A 19,190-nucleotide genomic window follows, 5' to 3' on the forward strand; every position below is an offset into this window, starting at 1 on the left:
GGATATCAGTAAAAAGCACAGACTTTTTTTCTGTGCTTTTTTTGTGTTCTTGCTGACGTCTTGAAAAGAAGTGTAGATACAACAATCGCAGTAGTCGATATAATAGTAAGATAGAAGACATCTAAAAAGGAGCTAATAGAATGAAAAAAGAGACACTACAGGCATTTTGTCTTTCTTTACAAGGAGCAACCCACGACTATCAACCTGAGTGGCAGGCAGATCGTTATCATATAGGTGGAAAGATGTTTGCCATGATGGGGGGAGACGTCGATCGCAAGCCAGTCATCACTTTAAAATGTGATCCGCAACGTGCTGAAGAATTAAGAGAAATGCATGAAGGAATTATTCCCGGCTATTACATGAATAAGACGCATTGGAATTCTATTTATCTTGATGCAGATATTCCATCTTCATTTGTCGAAGAGCTAATTGAACATTCCTATCAACTGGTTTTTCACAAATTAACAAAAAAAGCTCAGCAGGCTATCCTCCAACATAATTCAAAAGAAACCGATTAAATGCTGAACGTTCAGTTGTTCATGTCTCTTTGAATCTCTTCAAAATTGACTAGAGTCACATGCTCTCGCTATACTTTAAACAGCTAGAAGATACGAATAGGGGGATATACAATGGGCTATACAGTCATTACAGGGGCAAGTTCAGGTATTGGATATGAAACGGCTTTGGTCTTTGCAGCAAGAGAAAAAATCTGATCTTAGCTGCACGCCGGCTTGATAAACTCCAAGAACTGAAAGAAAAGATTCTAGAAACATATCCCGATATTCAAGTGAAAGTCCAGTCTGTTGATTTAACAGACAGAGAGCAAGTGTATTCTTTCTATGAGTCATTAGCTGGTGATGAGCTGGATACGTTCATTAATAATGCTGGGTTTGGCCATTTTGGTTCAATAGGAGAGCAGGATGTGAAAAAAATCGGGGACATGCTTCATCTCAATATTGAAGCGTTAACAATTTTATCCACTCTGTATGTCCGTGATTATGAGCAAAAAGAGGGGACGCAGCTAATCAATATCTCTTCAAGAGCGGGTTATACCGTCGTCGGAAATGCTGTCACTTATTCAGCAACGAAATTTTATGTGAGCGCCTTTACAGAAGGGCTGGCCCTAGAATTGAAAGAAAAAGGAGCCAAATTACAGGCAAAAGTATTAGCGCCTGCTGCGACAGAGTCGGAATTTGCAAAGCGTTCATTAGATGTCGATCAATTCGAATATGAAGGCACTATCAAGAAATATCACACATCAAAAGAAATGGCAGCGTGCTTGCTTGAACTTTACGACAGTTCAAAAACAGTTGGTATCGTTGATGGGAAGACATTTGATTTTGAATTGAAGGACCCCATTTTTTCACACGCTGGCACAAGCATGAAATAAAAAGTTCCAATCACTGAGGATAGATTCTCTTAGTGATCAGCAGGTCACCGAGCTGAAAGATGTCTTGGATAATGTGGAGCACTGTCAACACATACTAGAATAGATAAAAACACCTACACATTAGGTGTTTTTTTTATGCATTCTTTGATGAATGAAAGAATCGCAGGTCCAGTAGATGAGACTGCTGACAATTATGATCGGGAGGGATGTTGAGCTCTCAATTCCATCCATAACAAAAAGCATGACAATCATTGCTATCAGTAAGTAAGCCGCTAAATAAAGAGGATGAAAAGCCTTGGGCTGTAAAGAAAACAACAACTGTAAAGGTACCGCAAAGATGAAATAATAAACAAAAAAGATGGGAGTGTAAAACATCATAAACGCAGGCTCGCCCTGAATCGGTGGATATAAACATACGAACAAGCTGAGTAAAATGGAACTGAAGAATAGTGTGAGTAGGATTTTGTAAAATGGTTGAACGGAACGCACTGTATGTACTCCTTTTTTGTAAGATTTCCTATATTTTATCATAAATGGGTCGAGAACAATTTCTGAAGTCAATTTAGGTATTAAGATATAAATAAATTTTGATAATAGTGTCCTTTTTCCTTTATTTGGTTCTGTGACTTTCACCTCATGCTGATGAATGAAGGAATGGTATAAAGTAAACCCTATAGACAGATAATTATTCATCACATTTAAGAAAAGAGATGATCTTATGAACGTAACAAAATGGTTTGGTGCTGCCCTTCTTACTGTTTCACTATTGGTGACCGCAGCTTGTGCGAACGATAGCACTCAAGAGAATAATCAAAGTAATCAAGAAAGCACTACCAGTGAAACAAAAGAAAAAAACACGGCTGTTGAGACAGGGAATAAATCTTTATCCAATATTAAGGTGCTGGCAACAGGCGGAACGATTGCCGGTAGTTCAGACAGCAATACAGATACGACTGGATATAAATCTGGTGCACTTGGAATCGATAAAGTCATTGCTTCCGTACCACAGCTGAAGGATATTGCAAATGTCACGGGTGAGCAAGTAGCGAACGTCGGCAGTGAAAATGTGGATAACGCTCTGCTTTTAAAATTAGCGAAACGAGTCAATCAGCTTTTAAATGATGATCAAGTGGATGGCATTGTGGTGACACATGGTACAGATACATTAGAAGAAACGGCCTATTTTTTACATTTGGTTGTAAAAAGTGATAAGCCAGTGGTGGTTGTGGGTTCAATGAGGCCGGCATCTGCCATTAGTGCGGATGGCCCGCTTAACCTGTATCATGCAGTGAAAATTGCTTCGACAAAAGAAGCCAAAGGCAAAGGTGTAATGGTGACATTAAATGACCGAATTGCCTCTGCTCGTTTTATTACGAAGACAAATACCACCACAACCGATTCGTTCAAGTCTCTTGAGCAAGGGTACATTGGAGAAGTGGCGGGTGAAGTTGTCTCTTTCTATAACGAACCGACAAGAAAACATACAGCTGACAGTGAATTCGATATTTCCAAGCTAAAAGAGCTGCCGCAAGTGGATATCTTATACGGCTATCAAAATGATCAAAAGTATGTGTATGATGCTGCGGTTAAAGAAGGAGCGGAAGGCATTGTCGTTGCCGCCGCAGGAAATGGAACGATGTCAACAGAAGCGATCAATGGGGCAACAGATGCAGTGAAGAAAGACGTGGTGATCGTGAGGTCAAGCCGTGCAGGAAATGGCATTGTCACACATGAAAAAATGGATGATGAACATCATTTTGTCTCATCGGATTCATTAAATCCACAAAAAGCACGCATTTTACTCATGCTGGCTCTGACGAAAACAAAAGATCCAGATAAAATTCAATCCTATTACGAGCAGTATTAAAAAGAAGAAGACCCGACGTATCATTGGGTCTTTTTTTATATGTGTACCTGATCTTCAGCCCGTTTTTTTAAAGAGAGTAAAATGTCTCTCCAAACATCATCTATATCAGTCAGAAAATGTCCTGCTTGCTCGATATAGTGCGTTTTGGCGTTTGGAATGTTGGGAGCAATGCTTTCTATCTCTTCAAAAGGGGCCATCTGATCCTCTTTTCCATGCCAGACATCCACAGGGATTTGTATATCTTTCATATCGAATTTCCATGACCGTGAGAGTAAATCTGGTTCATGAATACATTCATCAACCGATTGACGAGTAGCTTCGTATAAATGCCGCATCATCAGCTCCAGTTGCTCATCGGTTTGAAGAAATTGCCGATCCGATGGATGTAAATGTTTGTTCCCTTTTTTCGTTAGTTTCTTGAATTTCTCTGGTTTCTTTTCAATGAGTTTTTTCTGAGCGCGATAGCTTGCCTTTAAGAGCCAAGGCATTCTTTTACTGAGGAAAAAGGCAATCTTGTTCTCCTTTAGCATACTTTTAGGCGGTTTACCATCCTGAAATGGGGTGGTACTTGAGACGAGAGCAGCTGAAAGAATGCGGTCTGGCAATTGATAGGCACAACCAGCAGCGAATGCCCCGCCTCCAGAGACACCAATCACTGAAAAATGGGAGATGTCAAGATGATCGGCCACTTCCTGTACGTCTTTTGCCCAGTCTAAAATAGTGCGGTTCGGTTGCGGATCAGATAAACCAAAACCAGGTCTGTCTAAAGAAATGAGACGAATGCCAAGCTCTTTTGAGATTGGATCATCATCTAAAAACATCACTCTCGATCCAGGTGTCCCATGAAAAAAGAATACTGGGAATCCTTCAAGATCACCGTATTGAGACAAACCAATATGACGTCCATCTTGCAAATGAATCCTGTCCATTTGATCATCCCTTTCATCGTTTATCTAACTTACATATTCATGCATGAAACGCCGGGTTAAGGCGTTTCTTTCGCAATTTGATAGATTTTTTCGTAAAGCGATAATAATGTTTTTAGATCTTCTTTTGAAAGCTGGGCATAGTATTTTTGAATAAGATGCAGCTGAATTTTTTCAATATCTTTATGATAGTCATGGCCCTTTTGAGCAAAATCAACAATGATTTCTCTACGGTTATGTGGATTAATCTCTCTTTTCACATATCCAAGCTGTTCAAGCTTTGATATGAGCTGGCTAGCGGCACTAGATGAAATGGAGAAATAATCAGCCAGTTCATTGATTGTTCTCGTCTTCGACCGCAGCAATTCAAGTGTCAGTTCTTGTTTGCTTGTTAAATCTGCATACTCATTTTTTAAGAATCGTTGATACTCTTCTACATAGATAGAACCTAGTGCGTTTGAGTACTCAATGATTTTTTTGCTGTAATGAATGATATCCTCATCCAATGACATCACCTCTTTTCTCCTATATTATATGCGATCTTAATATTTAAGTGAAGTTAAATGTTAAGAAAAATTAAATAAAATAGGGATAGACTTGATGAGAAAATGACCTCTATCTCCACTTTCTCATCAACAATGGACAAAGAATACTTCCTGTTATCCCTAAGCATTCATACAACATAGTTGGTTTGATTTTGAACAGGTAGTAGGCTAAGGTGGCAATGAATAGGTCATAAAAGAAAAATAAGTATACGTCCTTTTTGGTGATGGCATAAATGATCATTTTGTTTGTTTTCATTTAGATTCACTCCTTAGGAAGTCGATGCCTTTTTCATTGTATTATGGGCGATCTCCATTTATAATAAAAAAATAAACCAACTGGTCGGTTTTGATTTATCTATGCAATGAAAAGTAAGGTAGAAGGGATTGTTCATAGATGACAAGTGCACAGAGCGGGGCTGGAAAAAGTGAAAAGACGAAGCAGAAAATTGTCACCGCTTCACGTGATTTATTTGCGAAAAAAGGATATTCCGAAACATCCGTGCGAGATATTCTAGAGGCGGCTGAGATTAGTAAAGGCAACCTTTATCATCATTTTAAAGGAAAAGAGTTTTTGTTCCTTCATATTATGGAAGAGGATCATCGATTCATGATGGAGACATGGCATGAAGAGAAACAAACGCTGCACCGGGCCATTGATAAGCTCGCAGGGTTTGCAGAGCTGCTTAGTCAAATGGGGATTAACTATCCTTTAATGAGAGCAAGTGAAGAATTCTGTGCCAGTGCATTTACATCAGATGAAGTCATGGAGCGGCTGAACAAGATTGATGTAGACTTTGATGATGTGATGAGAGACATCCTGCTTGAAGGAAACGAAGATGGCAGCTGGTCGATTCAGCATGTTGAATCAAAAGTGAAAATATTACTTTCTGTATTCTATGGATTAGACGTGTTATATAAAAATGACACGATGCAGCAGAAAAAGGAATTACAAAAAGAGGCGATCTCATTGTTTATTCACGGAATCAACCATCATGAGTAACAAGTGAGTCAGTAAAGGGGAAACAAACATCATGCAAAAACCGATTCGTGAGCAAAAAGCAGTACTCGTGATTTTATTAAGTAATATATTTATTGCGTTTTTAGGCATTGGTCTCATTATTCCTGTCATGCCGCTATTCATGAATGTCATGCATCTAACAGGGAGTACGATGGGATACCTTGTGGCGGCGTTTGCCGTTGCCCAGCTCATCGCATCACCTATTGCAGGGAGATGGGTAGACCGCTACGGAAGAAAGATTATGATTGTGTCTGGGCTGTTTCTATTCGCGTTATCAGAACTCGTTTTTGGTCTTGGAACACACGTGTACGTCCTGTATGTTGCAAGGCTTCTAGGTGGTATTAGTGCGGCATTTATTATGCCGGCTGTCACCGCTTATGTCGCCGATATCACGACTGTTCAAGAAAGATCCAAGGCAATGGGGTATGTATCCGCTGCTATTAGTACCGGATTTATCATCGGCCCGGGAATTGGCGGATTTATTGCAGAATATGGCGTTCGCCTGCCGTTTTTCTTTGCAGCAGGGATTGCATTTATTGCTGTGATTTCATCTATGTTTATGCTGAAGGAACCATTAACAAAAGAAGAGCGAGAGAAACAAATGGATCAAGTGAAGGATTCGACCTTCTTTAAAGACTTGAAAAAATCGATTCATCCAAGCTATCTCATCGCCTTCATCATTGTCTTTGTGCTGGCGTTTGGACTATCTGCATATGAAACGGTCTTTAGCTTGTTTACAAATCACAAGTTTGGATTTGGTCCGAAGGATATTGCGATTATCATTACCGTCAGTTCAATTGTAGCCGTCATCATCCAAGTCCTCGTGTTTGGTAAAATGGTGAATGCGCTTGGGGAGAAACGAGTTATTCAACTATGCTTGATTGTTGGAGCAGTTCTCGCTTTTGTTTCTACAGTCGTGTCAGGCTTTATGGTTGTGCTGATCGTGACGTGTGTGATTTTCCTTGCGTTCGATTTATTGCGCCCTGCACTCACGACCTTCTTATCAAAAATCGCTGGCAATCAGCAAGGATTTGTCGCAGGGATGAACTCTACCTACACAAGCCTTGGTACGATTTTTGGTCCGGCACTTGGCGGCATTTTATTCGATCAAAATATTCATTTCCCATTCCTGTTTGCAGGTGTTGTCTTATTTCTTGGATTGGGCTTAACCCTTATTTGGAAGGGGAAGGCGACGGTTGAATCTGATTAGATAAAGGGCTCTAACTAGGGCTCTTTTTTTTGTTCCTTTTGGATAGATGATTGAAAAATAATCACAAGGTCCCTGTTGATAAGGTGTTATACATGTTAATCTAATACATGTTTTACCAAAATGCAGGAGGAGGATGTTCAATGCAAATTAAAGAGATTTTTTATATTCGGTGTATCTCGTGTTTGAGTGTTGTGCTCATTCATGCAATAGCCATTTTATCTAGCCCCCATTCATCATCTATTCTTGTAGCATTACTCATGTTCAGTACCCCGAGTTTTATTTTCATTTCTGAGTTTTTATTGGCTCATGCTTATCCGAATGGTACCCCTAAAGGATTTATGTGGAAGAGGGTGAAAGCCATCTTTTTCCCATTTGCTTTTATTGGGATTGTCGATGGTTTTTTGCATTCGGCATCGTTAAATGGAGGGGCAGCTGAATTTTTTAAAAGAGCTTCAGCAAATGTCTTATTGGGAAATTATATTGGTTATTTTGTTCTGATTATTTTTCAATTTTACTTTTTGCACATGTTTTTTCACAAAATGGCTAAGCGTACCTCAGCCAAATGGGTATTGCCGATCTCTTTTATCATCACAGTTGGTTATTTAAGTGTCATGAACCTCGTCAAAATCCCACAACCTCAATTACCTAATCCAATGTTCGGCTTAGAATGGATTCCATTTCCAGGGTGGTTGTTCTATTTTTGTTTAGCCTATTATTGTGGAGCGAATTATCAGCAGTTTATCACAAGACTTCATCGTTTTAAGTATGCCGTGTATGGACTTGTTTTGATTTCAGCAGCGACCCTTCTAAGTAATTCATATGTAGGCTTTTTCGAGTCTTCTTCTAAGAGACCAGACGTTGTTCTTTATACAGTCAGTATTGTCTTCTTATGTTTTCTCTTGTTTTCTAAAGTGAAAAGCGTTCCACCTTTCGTAGCTGTCATTAGTCAATATTCATTCACCATCTATTTGCTTCACGGGTATTTTCTAGGTATCTCTGTGTTACTATGGGGACAATTAAAAGATTATCCATTCTTTGTAGGGACAATCATCATATCAGCACTTGCAATTGCTGGACCTATCCTATTGTCACGGATAGCAAATCATTATAAATATGGCTATATGTTTGTCGGTAAAATCAACAGAACGAGGCGAAAAACAGTCGCTTCATAAACGTTTTAAAGGGTATCTTAAGAAGATGCCCTTTTTTTGTTGCCTAAAAGTACAATGCTTCTTGCCCGAAAGTACAATTTCAATCGACCATCTCATTGCTTAGAATAAAAAGATGAAGTTCACGAAGTTGAAGAAAAAGGAGTAAGTGAATGGCAAAATTTTTATATCATTTAGGAAAAAGTGCTTTTTCTAAGCCGAAACGGATGATTATCGGTTGGTTACTTGTTTTAGTAGCTGTTGTGGCGGCAACAATAGGGACAGGTGTTTCATTTAATGGCGATATGTCGATTCCAGGAACAAAGTCAGAAAAGGCAATGGATCTCTTGGAGAAAAAGTTCCCAGCAGGTGATGATGGCGGGACGATTCGTCTGATCTTTAAAGCACCTAAGGGTGAAACATTAGAAACAAAAAAAGTAAGAAACAAATTGAACGAAACGATCAAAGAAGTCAAAAAGGATAAAGCAGTCAAGCAAGTGACGGATTTATATCAGACATTTGCTATTAGTAAGGATAAGAAAATAGGGTATGCGGATATTACATACCGGGTAAAGGCGGATGAGGTAAAAACATCCTCAAAAGAGAAAGTATTAGATAGTATTAAGATTTCAAGAAAAGCTGGCATCCAAACAGAATTAGGCGGCTCCGTCACATTCTCAGAAATTGAGGTGGGCGGGATTTCGGAAGTCATAGGTATTGTCATGGCCTTCTTTATTTTAGCTTTTACCTTCGCTTCACTATTGATTGCAGGACTACCGATCTTGACGGCTGTCATTGGGTTAATAATCGGCGTGATGGTCATATTAATTACCTCAAATTTTGTTGAGATGTCTGCATTTAGTCTTACATTAGCTGTGATGATTGGACTTGCAGTAGGAATTGATTATGCATTATTTATTATTTCTCGTTATCGACAGTTATTAGCAGAGGGTTACGAATTGAAAGAAGCAGCTGCTAGAGCTGTTGCTACAGCAGGCAGCGCTGTATTGTTTGCAGGTGTTACCGTCGTAATTGCACTATGCGGACTTGTATTAGTCGGTATACCATTTTTAGGCGTTATGGGTCTTGTAGCTGCATTCATGGTACTATCAGTTATGCTTGTGTCTCTCACAATTGTTCCTGCCATACTAGGGATTCTTGGTGATAAAGTAAGCCCTTCAAGAAAGAATAAATTGTTCTCTAAATTACAATCTCAACAAAAAGAAGAAGCCACAGCTTGGGGAAGGTTTATCAAGAAGTATCCAGGTAAGATCATCCTAGGTGTCATTGTATTGACTGGTCTACTCAGTTGGCCAGCACTTCATATGGAGTTGGGTCTTCCTGATAACGGCATGAAGGGGAAGGAAACAACTGAACGTAAGGGCTATGACCTGTTAGCAGAAGGGTTTGGTAAAGGGTTTAATGGGCCACTGGTTGTTATCATTGATGCCTCCCATGCAAATAACGCAATGAAATCTATTGAGAAAACAACAACAGTATTAGAGAAGATGGATGGCATCAAACAAATGGCACCGCCTGTTCCTAATCCATCGGGTAAGTACGCCATGCTGACCATCTTACCGAAAAGCGGTCCAGAAGATAAGGCGACAAAGCAATTAGTCAAAGATATACGAAATGAATCTAGTCAGACTGCTGCAAAGTATGATACGAAATTACTTGTTACTGGGTCTACGGCAGTTAATATAGATATTTCAGATAGACTCAGTGAAGCGTTACCGAAATTTGCAGGAGTCATTATTGGATTTGCTTTGATTTTGATGATTCTTGTGTTTAGGTCATTCCTTGTTCCATTAAAAGCGGTTTTAGGATTCCTTATGACATTGACCGCTACACTAGGTTTTTCAGTCTTTGTTTTACAGGATGGACACCTTGCGCCATTGTTTGGAATACCAGCAAATGGCCCATTGTTAAACTTTATGCCTGTACTAGTGACAGGAATATTATTTGGTCTTGCAATGGATTATGAGGTCTTTTTAGTCAGTCGAATGAGAGAAGATTTCCTTCTATCAGGTGATGCGAAAAAGTCCGTTGTATCAGGTTTGAAGCATAGTGGAAGAGTAGTGACTGCCGCAGGCTTAATCATGATCCTCGTCTTTGCTAGTTTTATCTTTGCAGATGACTTGATTATCAAAACAATGGGGTTAACGTTGGCATTCGGTGTTCTGTTTGATGCATTTGTCATAAGAATGACTTTTATCCCAGCGTGTATGATGCTGATCGAACGAGCTGCTTGGTACTTACCCAAATGGTTTGAAAGCTGGCTTCCACGTATAGACATTGAAGGTGAGTCTATTTCTCAGAAGGATGAGAAAGAAGAGAAGGTGATTTAGTCACTGATAGTCTTACATGGTATGATTGATGATACCGCCATTACCTCGATAAAGGGTGGGCGGTATTTTTTGAGTGAATATGAGGCTCGGATGGTGATATTTATGGCGAAACGACGGGTAGACCCTTTTAATGAAATGATCTATTCGCGAATTCCAACCTTATTATGGGTCATTCTTGTTTATATTGCAGCAATGATATTTCAGTTTATAACCACCCCATTAGCACTTTCTGGCCTGTTTTTTTCTGCACTTATTGCTATACATCTGATTCTGCATTGGTGGTCATTTTACTGGTTTCAGCAGAATCCATGGGTATATTTTCTGATTCAAGGAATAGTGATTCTACTTTGTGTTTCAGTCATGCAGGCGGCTTCCCCTGTGATCTTAATTGGTCTGTTACCGGTACTAATAGCGCAAAGTATTGGGGTATATTATCATACATTGAAGGTGATTTTGACAGGTCTTAGTTTTTATGTTCTTTTTTTTCTTGCCCTTATTTTGGTCAATGATACAGATGATTTGACCGTATACATTCCTATTTTGTTTTTGATTCTGATTGTAGTCATCGCATACTCCATTTTATTTTTTAGACAAGTCAAAGCTAGAATTCGTACACAAACATTTTTAAAGGAACTTGAATTGGCACATCAACAAGTGGAAGAGCTGACACTTGCAAATGAGCGTCAAAGAATGGCGAGAGATTTACATGATACCCTTGCACAAGGGCTGGCAGGTATTATTATGCAGCTAGAAGCGGTCCATGCCCATTTAGAGAATCAGAATGTTGAGCGTGCTCAAAGCATTATTAAAGGTTCAATGAGCCATGCGCGGACGACATTAGGTGAGGCGAGATTGGTCATTGACGACCTTCGAACATACAGCCAGGATCAATATGACTTAGCTGATTCTGTGAAAGATGAAGTGAATCGGTTTATGACGGCGACGAATATTCCAGTTCATACAAAAGTGGCTGTCTCTTATCAAGTGTCCCCTTTCCTCATCGAACATACTGTATACATTGTCAGTGAATGTTTGACGAATATTGCCAAGCATGCCAAAGCAAGTAAGGTCGAATTGATGATGAAGCAACAAGATGATCACATCTCCTTGCAAATCACAGACAATGGAGTGGGTTTTGATGAGAAAAAACAAGAATCCACTTCCGGGCATTACGGTCTAATTGGTATGTCAGAACGTGCCCGACTGCTTGATGCACAGCTACACTTGAAAAGCGAAAAAAATGAAGGTACACAAGTGACGGTAACCATACCTTTGAAAAAGGAGTAAAAAATAATGTCTTATCAAATTGTGATTGTCGATGATCATTTTGTTGTTAGAGAAGGATTAAAATTAATTCTTGAGACAGATCAACGATTTGATGTTGTTGGTGAAGCAGAAGATGGAGCAAAGGGTTTAGATATCTTGAAAGAGAAGGCTCCAGACCTTGTATTACTTGACCTCAACATGCCTAACATGAGTGGGCTTGAGATGTTAAAAGAGATGCAGTCTCTTCAATTAAAAGTACCGGTCCTGATTCTCACTACCTATAACGAAGAGAAATTAATGATTGAAGGGCTGCAACTTGGAGCAAAGGGCTATCTTTTAAAGGATGCCAGCAGAGAAAATTTATTTTATACAATTGAAGCAGCTATCAGAGGGGATATTCTTCTTCAAGCAAACGTCGCTGCTAAAGTATTTGAATCAACAGAGCATCAAGTGACTCCGACCCATTTGAAAAAAGAAATAAACATGCTGACTGAAAAAGAGATGCTTGTCTTGCAAGCAGTGGCTAGAGGATATCGAAGTAAGGAAATTGCATTTGATATGGGGATTTCCGAGAGAACTGTCAAAGCTCATTTAACAAATATTTATCAAAAGCTGGAGGTCACTTCAAGAGCGGAGGCAATTAAAGCAGCAGTGGAATTAGGGGTGATTCATTTTTAGAGAGAATGAGTTAGCAGCAGAATAATAGACAAGAGACCTTTCAAATAAGGTCTCTTTTTTTTAAGGCTGCGGCTTCAGGTGATTCAGTGCCTGCGCCAGTTTTTGATTTTGTTGCTTTTTGTAAAATAGAAAGGCGATGATATGGCCTACTAATGTGAGAAAGGCTATACCGATAAAATAAGGCATGATCCATTCGAGCAGTGTAGTCGAATATAAAGCGACGGCTCCTACTTGAAACCCTAAATTGACGACAGTGGAGATGAGAATGTTGATGGGTGCTGGAAAGGTAAAGTAGTTCCATAGTAAAGGATACATGACCCCAAAGACGATGCCTGCCAAAGTACCGATGGCAATGATGTGCCACACGTAATGAAAAGGGATAGAGGATGACCATTGAGTGATGGACAGGATGAGTGTCAGCCATACGATAGAGACAAAAGCTGTTTGCATAAATTGATGTTTTAGTTCCTTGATCATTTGAATCGCTCCTTTATATATTTGGCGTAATGACGACTGACGGTGTAGCTGTTTTTCGAGATGGTTTCGACCTCTAAGCGAGCGTACGTACCAGCGACAAAGCTGTCGACTTGCGCTAAATTGAGAATGACTGCATTGTTGATACGATAGAAATGTTCACGCTCTAACGACTTCAGATCCTTCAGCCGTTTACTGAGAAAATACGTCGTTCCCTGAGTCGTGATCACCTTTGACAGATGTCCAAGCGCAGAGATCGCTTCAATTTGTTCTAATGGTAAAAGAGACTGCCGATCATTTTTTGGATCTTTGACCGTTAGAGATGTACTAGTCTCCAGCATTGATACAATTTTTTGTAAACGTTCTTGATTATGTGGATGGCTGATGACGTCTACTTCCGTCACATCCTTTTCTTGATTCCAGAAAAAACGAAATTTCATTCATAAACCTCCTCTTACAATGAGCATAGCAATAGATGAAAGCGAATGCGATGGAATGTTACTTTTATGCAGAAGAATTCTTTTTGTTGCAAAGATTCACCGCGTGTCTGCGGCTTTCCTTTATAATGAAAAGATACTCGTTCGTGAATGGAGGAATGATGTTGTATCTTGTAGATCAACAAAGGACAGGAGCGGTAAAAGAGGAAATTCGGCGGATTGATCCTGCCTATCCAGTGTTCGTAGATGCGATACTCGATGGGGTGATACAAGGAGATTTATATGTGGATCACCGAGATCACCCGTGTGTCTATTTTGCAGGGACAACAACCGGCATTTATTATGTCGCAGGCAAGACAGAAGCAGCACTCTCATTATGTTCAACGTTCATTGTGGATGTTTATAAAAAGCAGAAAAGAGAGAACAGACGGTTCACTTTGTTTTCAGCAAATCCTGCATCAGATGAGATGATGAAAAAATGCTTCGTTTCCCAACTGAATGAAATGCAAAGACATGCGTATTCTTATGATTTGACCTCTCCTGATCTGATTGTGCCTGATCAAGACGAAATGATTAAACGCACGAATGAACAAGTCATTGCCGCAAGCAAAGTATTCCCATCCAGCTATTATGAAGCATATTGGGGAGGAGTAGATCACTTTTTATCTAATGGCGTCGGAGTTGCCATCTTAAACGGTGAAGACGTGGTCAGTGAATGTATCTCTATTTTTTCAAGTGAAAAACGTGTGGAGATCGATATTTGGACAGATGAAGCCTGCCGTGGAAAAGGGTTGGCTTTGTTAGCAGCTCAGCAAATGATCAGCATCTGTGTTGAAAAAGGGAAGACACCGCATTGGGATTGCGATGTCCATCATGCAACCTCGGCCAAATTGGCAGAGAAGCTAGGTTTTCAGTGGACAAAGACGTATCGCTTATTTTATGCCTCACGCTGAAAAGGTTTTGAGATACCAAGCATCCATGGCAGAATGCTCTGAGCCTTCAATCGGTGCAGGAAGAAGAGAAAAGTCATACCGTTGATAAAGGCCAGTAGCAGCTGTTAATTCACTGCGGGTTTCTAAATAACAAGCATCGTAGTATGTAGCAGCATATTGGAGGGCCGTATCCATCAGTTTCTTGCCCGCACCTTTGCCTTGTGCTTTTGGGCTTAAATAAAGCTTTTGTAGCTCACAAATGCCATCTGTGAAAGGGGCAATGCCAACGCCACCAACAATTTCACCATGTTCTTCGGCAATCCAATAGGCTGCATGAGTCAATGATTGATAGTATTCGAAAAGCTGATCAAGGTGTGGGTCTGTGTAGGCTGTACCTTCAATCGCAAGATTCGCTGATTCTAATGACTGGCGGATAATGGCCGCGATAAAAGGATTGTCCTGCTTTTGAATCGGTCTAATATTCATTGTAAAAACCTCCGTTGTCATAGGATAAAAAAGAAAAGGAGTGGATGCGATATGTTCTGGCTGCAAACCGCTATTTTTACTGTCATTGTGCTCTGTCTCTCGTGGTGGGCAGGAAAAAGACGTAGGCATCGCCATGCCAGGCTGATTGTCCCGATATGTATCACTATGTTTGGATTGCTCTTATTGATCGGCAGTTTCTTCATTGGCAGATGGGAAGGGATGGCGCTCAGCATATCAAGCGTCTCTATCGTTCTCTCTTCTATCATTTGTTTGATCATCGTTACAGGGCTTCATTTGTTAAAAAAAGATGACCCTTCGTAGGCTGGGACATCTTTATGATTTGATTCTATCGTATTCCTCACGAAGGATGCCCATCATGATGACATCCGAATAAGCACCGTTGAAATAGAGCGCTTGACGTCTTTTTCCTTCATATTGAAATCCGGCTTTCTCATAGCTTCGAAAGGCTCGTGGGTTATGGGAAAAAACTTCAAGCTCAAGCCGATTGAGTTCTAACGTCTCAAAGGCAAATGTTTGAACCATCCGAACAGCCTCAGTGCCATATCCTTTGTGAAAATGCTCTGGACCATGTAGCGCAATGCGGAAACTTGCCGTATGGTTTATCGGATCAATATCCACAATCGCCGCATCCCCGATCATTTCTTTCGTGTCTAGCAGACAAATAGCAAAGTCTCGTCTACTGTCATCCTGCAGAAAACGGGTATAGGCTGAACGAATTTCTTCTAGTGTGAACGTTTTGCGTGTGCCAGTCATATAAAGTGTTTCTGCATGCTGGCATCCTCTATGAATACCAGGATAATCTTTTTCTTCAATCGGTCTCAAAAATAATCGAGTCATGATGGATCAGCCTCCTCTATATATCGGGAGATTTCAATTAAGTTCATATCAGGATCACGGATATAAATGGATTCAATCGGACCTAATGCACCAGAACGTCTGACCGGACCTTCTTCAATTGGAACAACCTGCTTTCGAAGATGAAGCAATAAACTGTCTATATCTAAATCGGTGATAAAACACAAGTCAGCAGATCCAGGCTGGGGATGAGCAGCTTTTGGTTCAAATTCATGACCCGCTTCATGAAGGTTGATCTTTTGTAAGCCAAAACGAAGGGCTTTACGGCCTTCTCCAAAAGTTTCTTCCTTCATTCCTAATACGTTTGTATAAAAGCGAATGGTTTCCTCCATATGTTGTACAGTCAACACGATATGATCAAGTCGTCGTATCATCAGTCTCTCCTCCAAGTATGATCATTGTTTGAACTGCTTCTATTATATCATCCCTTGAAGAAGATACCTTATTTGATCACGGTTTTATAACTCCAGCTTTCTAGGGACATGTTTTCTCCGTGCAGTACTCTCTCATCAAACTCCGTCCACCCATTTTTTCGATAGAAATGACGATTGGCCTCGTTGTGTGTAATCAGTGTGAACAGTCCGCCGCCTTGCCGGGCGATAAAGGGGAAAAGACATTGCTTTAGCATACGGCTTCCAAGTTTTTTTCCTTGTTGGTCTTTTGCAACGACAAGAGCTTCTAAATACCAGTAAGGTTTCTTTAAGGAAGAACACGCTTTTTTTGCCTCCTTTAACATACGGAACACATGCTGAATCGCCGATATGCCACCAGTAAAGAGTAGCTTTAACCCACCAGATAACACATAATCCATGAGTCCTGGTTCAGGAAGACGGGGATGTTTTAACAGGGCGGCAGACACAATTTTCTCGTTCTCAACCCCGACCAAACAGATTTGATGCTGAAAATATACCTTTGTATTGATCAAATGCAACTGACGGGCGAAAGCAGAACGATTGGTCACCTTTTCGCATAATAAATCAAAAAATGAATAGTTCTGAAATGAATCATCTAACAACGCTGCCACTTGAGGCAGTTCATCCTCTCTAGCAAGTCTGAATTGAAACATATGATGGTCCTCCTTTTTTTGAACAGATATAGATTATTGAACATGTGTCCATTATAATAAGAGGAAAATAAACCGAACATCGGCAATGAATGATCTCTTGTTCATAAATAGACAGGTATAGCCAGATTGTTCAAAAATGGAGGGTGTTTGATGAAGGACAGACGAACAATCAAAACCAAAAAGGCGATACGGGAAAGCTTTCTTGAGCTTTTAAAGGAAAAAGATGTTCAACAAATTACAGTATCAGAGCTATCTAGAAGAGCGGATTTAGGAAGAGGGACCTTTTATTTGCACTACCAAGATGTATTTGATTTGCATGAACAGCTTGAGAAGGAACTATTTAATCAGCTTGGCGGACTATACGATGAATCGTTTCCAAGCCAGGACCCGCTTGATATGCTGTCCTTTTTAAACAAAACAACTGAGTATTTAAAAGAAAAACAATTCATGATGACGTTATTTGTCAAACCGAATAGCCCAACGACGAATCAATTTAAAGCGTTTTTTAAAGAAAAAATCATGAAAGAGTGGCAACTTGATCAGCGTCAGATTACGGAACGTGAACAGATTGAGGCTTCATTTGTTGTGTCTGGTGTTGTTGGTGTACTGGAGGAATGGATTCATGAAGGGATGACAGTCGAAGCGGGGCAGCTTGCGCACATCTTGTACAAGCTTCTTATGAAGGTAGAACAGGAATCGTAAGAAACGAATTGATCATATATCATTTTTCTATTCATTCTGTTAAAATGGGAATATACGTTCTTATTTGAGGCGGGGAGTGGTGAGATTGAAAAGGAAATTACTATTTTATGGGGCAATGAGCATTGATGGATATTTAGCAAGGGATGATCACCGTTTAGATTGGCTCATAGGCACAGAGGGCGAAGAGGATACGAGATATGAGGAATTTTATGCAACAGTCGATACGCTGATCATGGGACGGAACACATACGAACAGGTTCTCAAACTTTCACCTGATGAGTTTCCTTATGAAGACAAGACGTGTTATATCGTTTCTCGCACTTTACAAGACAGTCATACAGGAACCCACATCGTTCGTGAAGATGTTCTCTCGTTTATCAAAAATTTAAAAAATGAAAAAGGCCAGCATATCTGGATAGTAGGAGGCGGGGAACTGCTTCAAGCATTATTAAAAGAAAAATTAGTCGATGAGCTGTATCTCCAAATCGCACCTGTCATGATTGGAAAAGGAATCCCTCTTTTCCCTCCAACTGAACAGGAATCTAGATTTTCATTACAACAAGTGAATCAATACAAACAAATTGCTGAAATGCATTTTGTGTTAAAAGAAGACCACTAATTCACAGGGGTCTTTTTTTTAATCAAACAAACACGTTGACAAGAAAATATCCTAGTGTTAGGATAAATTTATCCTAGTTTTAGGATTTATTGAAAAAGGAGTAGTTGCCATGGTGCAGCAAGAACAGGAATTAGACTTAAGGCTTTTCCGAGTGTGGATGAAAGCCTATCATGCCCTTTTTGCAAACATCCAAAAAGACATTGAACGTTATGATATCGGATTTGAAAACTTTCAAATTCTTGAATTACTGTATAGTAAGGGACCGCATCCCGTTCAAAAAATTAGTGAGATTTTATCCATTCCAAGTGGGAGCATCACCTATGTGGTCAACAAATTAGAAAAACAAGAATTAGTCAAAAGACAATGTGCACCTTCTGATAAACGTGTATTCCATGTATTACTGACAGATAAAGGGAAGCAGCTATTTGACGATATTTTCCCAAAACATACAGATGTCATTTCACAAAATCTGTCCTTTATCGAAACAGAGGAAAAAGAGCAGCTCATCGAATGGTTGAAAAAAATCGGTTTAGGTGCAAAACAACTTCACGAAAAGGGGAAACAAGATGACACGCAGCTTTGATACATTGGTACGTGAAAGACGATCAGCATCAAATTTTTTGCCAAATATCTCGATTTCGAGAGAAGAGCTTAATAGTATCTTTGAAGAAGTGAAGCTGGCACCTTCAGCCTTTAATTTACAGCATACGCAATATGTCGTCGTCCAATCAGAAGCGCTTAAAGAGCAAGTAAGAGATGCTGCATTTGGACAATATAAGGTGCATTCCGCTTCAGCAGCGATCATTGTGCTCGGCGATCCGAAAGCTTATGAGCAAGCAGGAAACATTTATGAAGGCCTAAAAATGCTCGGCATCTTAAATGCGCAACAATATGAGGAAATGGTCAGAGAGACGATGAGTTTTTATGTGCAGAGAGGATCAGACTTTCAGAAAGAAGAGGCGATTCGAAATGCTTCATTATCTGCCATGCTATTTATGCTTGCCGCCAAAAACAAGGGATGGGATACTTGCCCAATGATCGGCTTTGACCCCGAAGCAATGAAAAAGGTGTTAAACATCGAATCAGATTTGGTTCCTGTATTAATGATTACACTTGGAAAAGAAAAAGTAGAGAGCAGACAAGCGAGAGGCTACCGCAAGCCGGTCTCTGAATTTGTGACATATTTATAAGATAGGGGG

At 39.9% G+C, this 19,190-nt stretch carries 23 protein-coding genes and 1 pseudogene; 15 read left to right on the forward strand and 9 right to left on the reverse strand.

What is annotated here, in order from left to right; translation table 11 throughout:
• Window positions 1-140: 140 nt before the first annotated feature.
• The 3 genes and pseudogenes from NST01_RS02715 to NST01_RS02730 all read left to right on the forward strand — a co-directional run bounded on the left by NST01_RS02715 (window position 141) and on the right by NST01_RS02730 (window position 3,257).
• Complete coding sequence (locus tag NST01_RS02715; RefSeq protein ID WP_048001239.1) at window positions 141-518, forward strand: MmcQ/YjbR family DNA-binding protein; 378 nt, start codon at window positions 141-143, stop codon at window positions 516-518.
• 111 nt (window positions 519-629) lie between these two features.
• Window positions 630-1,390: pseudogene (locus NST01_RS02720) on the forward strand (SDR family NAD(P)-dependent oxidoreductase).
• Between the two features lie 718 nt (window positions 1,391-2,108).
• Entirely contained in the window at window positions 2,109-3,257 is a 1,149-nt protein-coding gene (locus NST01_RS02730) for a type II asparaginase (protein WP_268390934.1), read from the forward strand.
• A gap of 35 nt (window positions 3,258-3,292) precedes the next feature.
• On the opposite strand, the gene NST01_RS02735 is transcribed toward NST01_RS02730, so the two are convergent.
• From NST01_RS02735 to NST01_RS02745, 3 genes are all read right to left on the reverse strand, one after another.
• Window positions 3,293-4,186: an alpha/beta fold hydrolase gene (locus tag NST01_RS02735; protein WP_056703435.1), complete on the reverse strand. Its 894-nt coding sequence runs from the start codon at window positions 4,184-4,186 to the stop codon at window positions 3,293-3,295.
• 56 nt (window positions 4,187-4,242) lie between these two features.
• Window positions 4,243-4,695: a MarR family winged helix-turn-helix transcriptional regulator gene (locus NST01_RS02740; RefSeq protein WP_007496431.1), complete on the reverse strand. Its 453-nt coding sequence runs from the start codon at window positions 4,693-4,695 to the stop codon at window positions 4,243-4,245.
• A gap of 103 nt (window positions 4,696-4,798) precedes the next feature.
• Window positions 4,799-4,984, reverse strand: a complete 186-nt coding sequence (locus tag NST01_RS02745; protein ID WP_081114932.1) for a hypothetical protein — start codon at window positions 4,982-4,984, stop codon at window positions 4,799-4,801.
• A 138-nt stretch (window positions 4,985-5,122) separates the two neighbouring features.
• Here NST01_RS02745 and NST01_RS02750 point away from each other — a divergent pair, with 138 nt between their 5' ends.
• The 6 genes from NST01_RS02750 to NST01_RS02775 all read left to right on the forward strand — a co-directional run bounded on the left by NST01_RS02750 (window position 5,123) and on the right by NST01_RS02775 (window position 12,399).
• Window positions 5,123-5,728, forward strand: coding sequence for a TetR/AcrR family transcriptional regulator (locus NST01_RS02750; protein WP_017358446.1), 606 nt, complete (start codon window positions 5,123-5,125; stop codon window positions 5,726-5,728).
• Window positions 5,729-5,759: 31 nt separating this feature from the next.
• The gene (locus NST01_RS02755; protein WP_341041442.1) at window positions 5,760-6,956 is read left to right on the forward strand and encodes an MFS transporter; all 1,197 of its coding nucleotides are present in this window, start codon (window positions 5,760-5,762) and stop codon (window positions 6,954-6,956) included.
• A 140-nt stretch (window positions 6,957-7,096) separates the two neighbouring features.
• Window positions 7,097-8,128: an acyltransferase family protein gene (locus NST01_RS02760; RefSeq protein WP_341041444.1), complete on the forward strand. Its 1,032-nt coding sequence runs from the start codon at window positions 7,097-7,099 to the stop codon at window positions 8,126-8,128.
• Window positions 8,129-8,277: 149 nt separating this feature from the next.
• Window positions 8,278-10,455: an MMPL family transporter gene (locus NST01_RS02765; protein WP_341041446.1), complete on the forward strand. Its 2,178-nt coding sequence runs from the start codon at window positions 8,278-8,280 to the stop codon at window positions 10,453-10,455.
• Between the two features lie 102 nt (window positions 10,456-10,557).
• A complete protein-coding gene (locus NST01_RS02770; protein WP_241215642.1) occupies window positions 10,558-11,742 on the forward strand; it encodes a sensor histidine kinase in 1,185 nt (394 codons plus the stop codon).
• Between the two features lie 6 nt (window positions 11,743-11,748).
• Complete coding sequence (locus NST01_RS02775) at window positions 11,749-12,399, forward strand: response regulator (protein ID WP_017358441.1); 651 nt, start codon at window positions 11,749-11,751, stop codon at window positions 12,397-12,399.
• A 60-nt stretch (window positions 12,400-12,459) separates the two neighbouring features.
• On the opposite strand, the gene NST01_RS02780 is transcribed toward NST01_RS02775, so the two are convergent.
• Window positions 12,460-12,876 (reverse strand): hypothetical protein, encoded by a 417-nt coding sequence (locus tag NST01_RS02780; protein WP_035390341.1) that lies wholly within the window; start codon window positions 12,874-12,876, stop codon window positions 12,460-12,462.
• Window positions 12,873-13,313: a LytTR family DNA-binding domain-containing protein gene (locus tag NST01_RS02785; RefSeq protein ID WP_326115399.1), complete on the reverse strand. Its 441-nt coding sequence runs from the start codon at window positions 13,311-13,313 to the stop codon at window positions 12,873-12,875. Before NST01_RS02785 ends, NST01_RS02780 begins: the two co-directional genes overlap by 4 nt.
• 161 nt (window positions 13,314-13,474) lie before the next feature.
• On the opposite strand from NST01_RS02785, the gene NST01_RS02790 reads away from it, so the two are divergent.
• On the forward strand, window positions 13,475-14,263 hold the full coding sequence (locus tag NST01_RS02790) for a GNAT family N-acetyltransferase (protein WP_326115501.1): 789 nt from the start codon (window positions 13,475-13,477) through the stop codon (window positions 14,261-14,263).
• Here the strand turns inward: NST01_RS02790 and NST01_RS02795 are convergent.
• Window positions 14,255-14,728 carry a GNAT family N-acetyltransferase gene (locus NST01_RS02795; RefSeq protein WP_008346715.1) on the reverse strand — a complete coding sequence of 158 codons (474 nt, stop codon included), beginning with the start codon at window positions 14,726-14,728 and terminating at the stop codon, window positions 14,255-14,257. The genes NST01_RS02790 and NST01_RS02795 overlap by 9 nt on opposite strands.
• A gap of 51 nt (window positions 14,729-14,779) precedes the next feature.
• Here NST01_RS02795 and NST01_RS02800 point away from each other — a divergent pair, with 51 nt between their 5' ends.
• Entirely contained in the window at window positions 14,780-15,049 is a 270-nt protein-coding gene (locus NST01_RS02800; RefSeq protein WP_017366688.1) for a YesK-like family protein, read from the forward strand.
• A 12-nt stretch (window positions 15,050-15,061) separates the two neighbouring features.
• Here the strand turns inward: NST01_RS02800 and NST01_RS02805 are convergent, their stop codons facing one another.
• The 3 genes from NST01_RS02805 to NST01_RS02815 form a co-directional block, all read right to left on the reverse strand.
• Window positions 15,062-15,586, reverse strand: coding sequence for a GNAT family N-acetyltransferase (locus NST01_RS02805; protein WP_008346711.1), 525 nt, complete (start codon window positions 15,584-15,586; stop codon window positions 15,062-15,064).
• Window positions 15,583-15,978, reverse strand: a complete 396-nt coding sequence (locus NST01_RS02810) for a VOC family protein (RefSeq protein ID WP_008346708.1) — start codon at window positions 15,976-15,978, stop codon at window positions 15,583-15,585. The genes NST01_RS02805 and NST01_RS02810 overlap by 4 nt, the downstream gene beginning before the upstream one ends.
• A gap of 68 nt (window positions 15,979-16,046) precedes the next feature.
• A complete protein-coding gene (locus NST01_RS02815; protein WP_048001231.1) occupies window positions 16,047-16,670 on the reverse strand; it encodes a GNAT family N-acetyltransferase in 624 nt (207 codons plus the stop codon).
• 150 nt (window positions 16,671-16,820) lie between these two features.
• Between NST01_RS02815 and NST01_RS02820 the strand changes: the two genes are divergently transcribed.
• The 4 genes from NST01_RS02820 to NST01_RS02835 all read left to right on the forward strand — a co-directional run bounded on the left by NST01_RS02820 (window position 16,821) and on the right by NST01_RS02835 (window position 19,181).
• Window positions 16,821-17,372 (forward strand): TetR/AcrR family transcriptional regulator, encoded by a 552-nt coding sequence (locus NST01_RS02820; protein WP_035704289.1) that lies wholly within the window; start codon window positions 16,821-16,823, stop codon window positions 17,370-17,372.
• A 115-nt stretch (window positions 17,373-17,487) separates the two neighbouring features.
• Complete coding sequence (locus NST01_RS02825; protein WP_046344935.1) at window positions 17,488-17,991, forward strand: dihydrofolate reductase family protein; 504 nt, start codon at window positions 17,488-17,490, stop codon at window positions 17,989-17,991.
• 109 nt (window positions 17,992-18,100) lie between these two features.
• A complete protein-coding gene (locus NST01_RS02830; protein WP_017358433.1) occupies window positions 18,101-18,574 on the forward strand; it encodes a MarR family winged helix-turn-helix transcriptional regulator in 474 nt (157 codons plus the stop codon).
• Window positions 18,558-19,181: a nitroreductase family protein gene (locus NST01_RS02835; RefSeq protein WP_008346699.1), complete on the forward strand. Its 624-nt coding sequence runs from the start codon at window positions 18,558-18,560 to the stop codon at window positions 19,179-19,181. Before NST01_RS02830 ends, NST01_RS02835 begins: the two co-directional genes overlap by 17 nt.
• The last annotated feature ends 9 nt before the right edge of the window (window positions 19,182-19,190 follow it).

The organism is Bacillus sp. FSL R7-0166 (assembly GCF_038008935.1).
Lineage (GTDB): Bacteria > Bacillota > Bacilli > Bacillales > Bacillaceae > Bacillus > Bacillus altitudinis.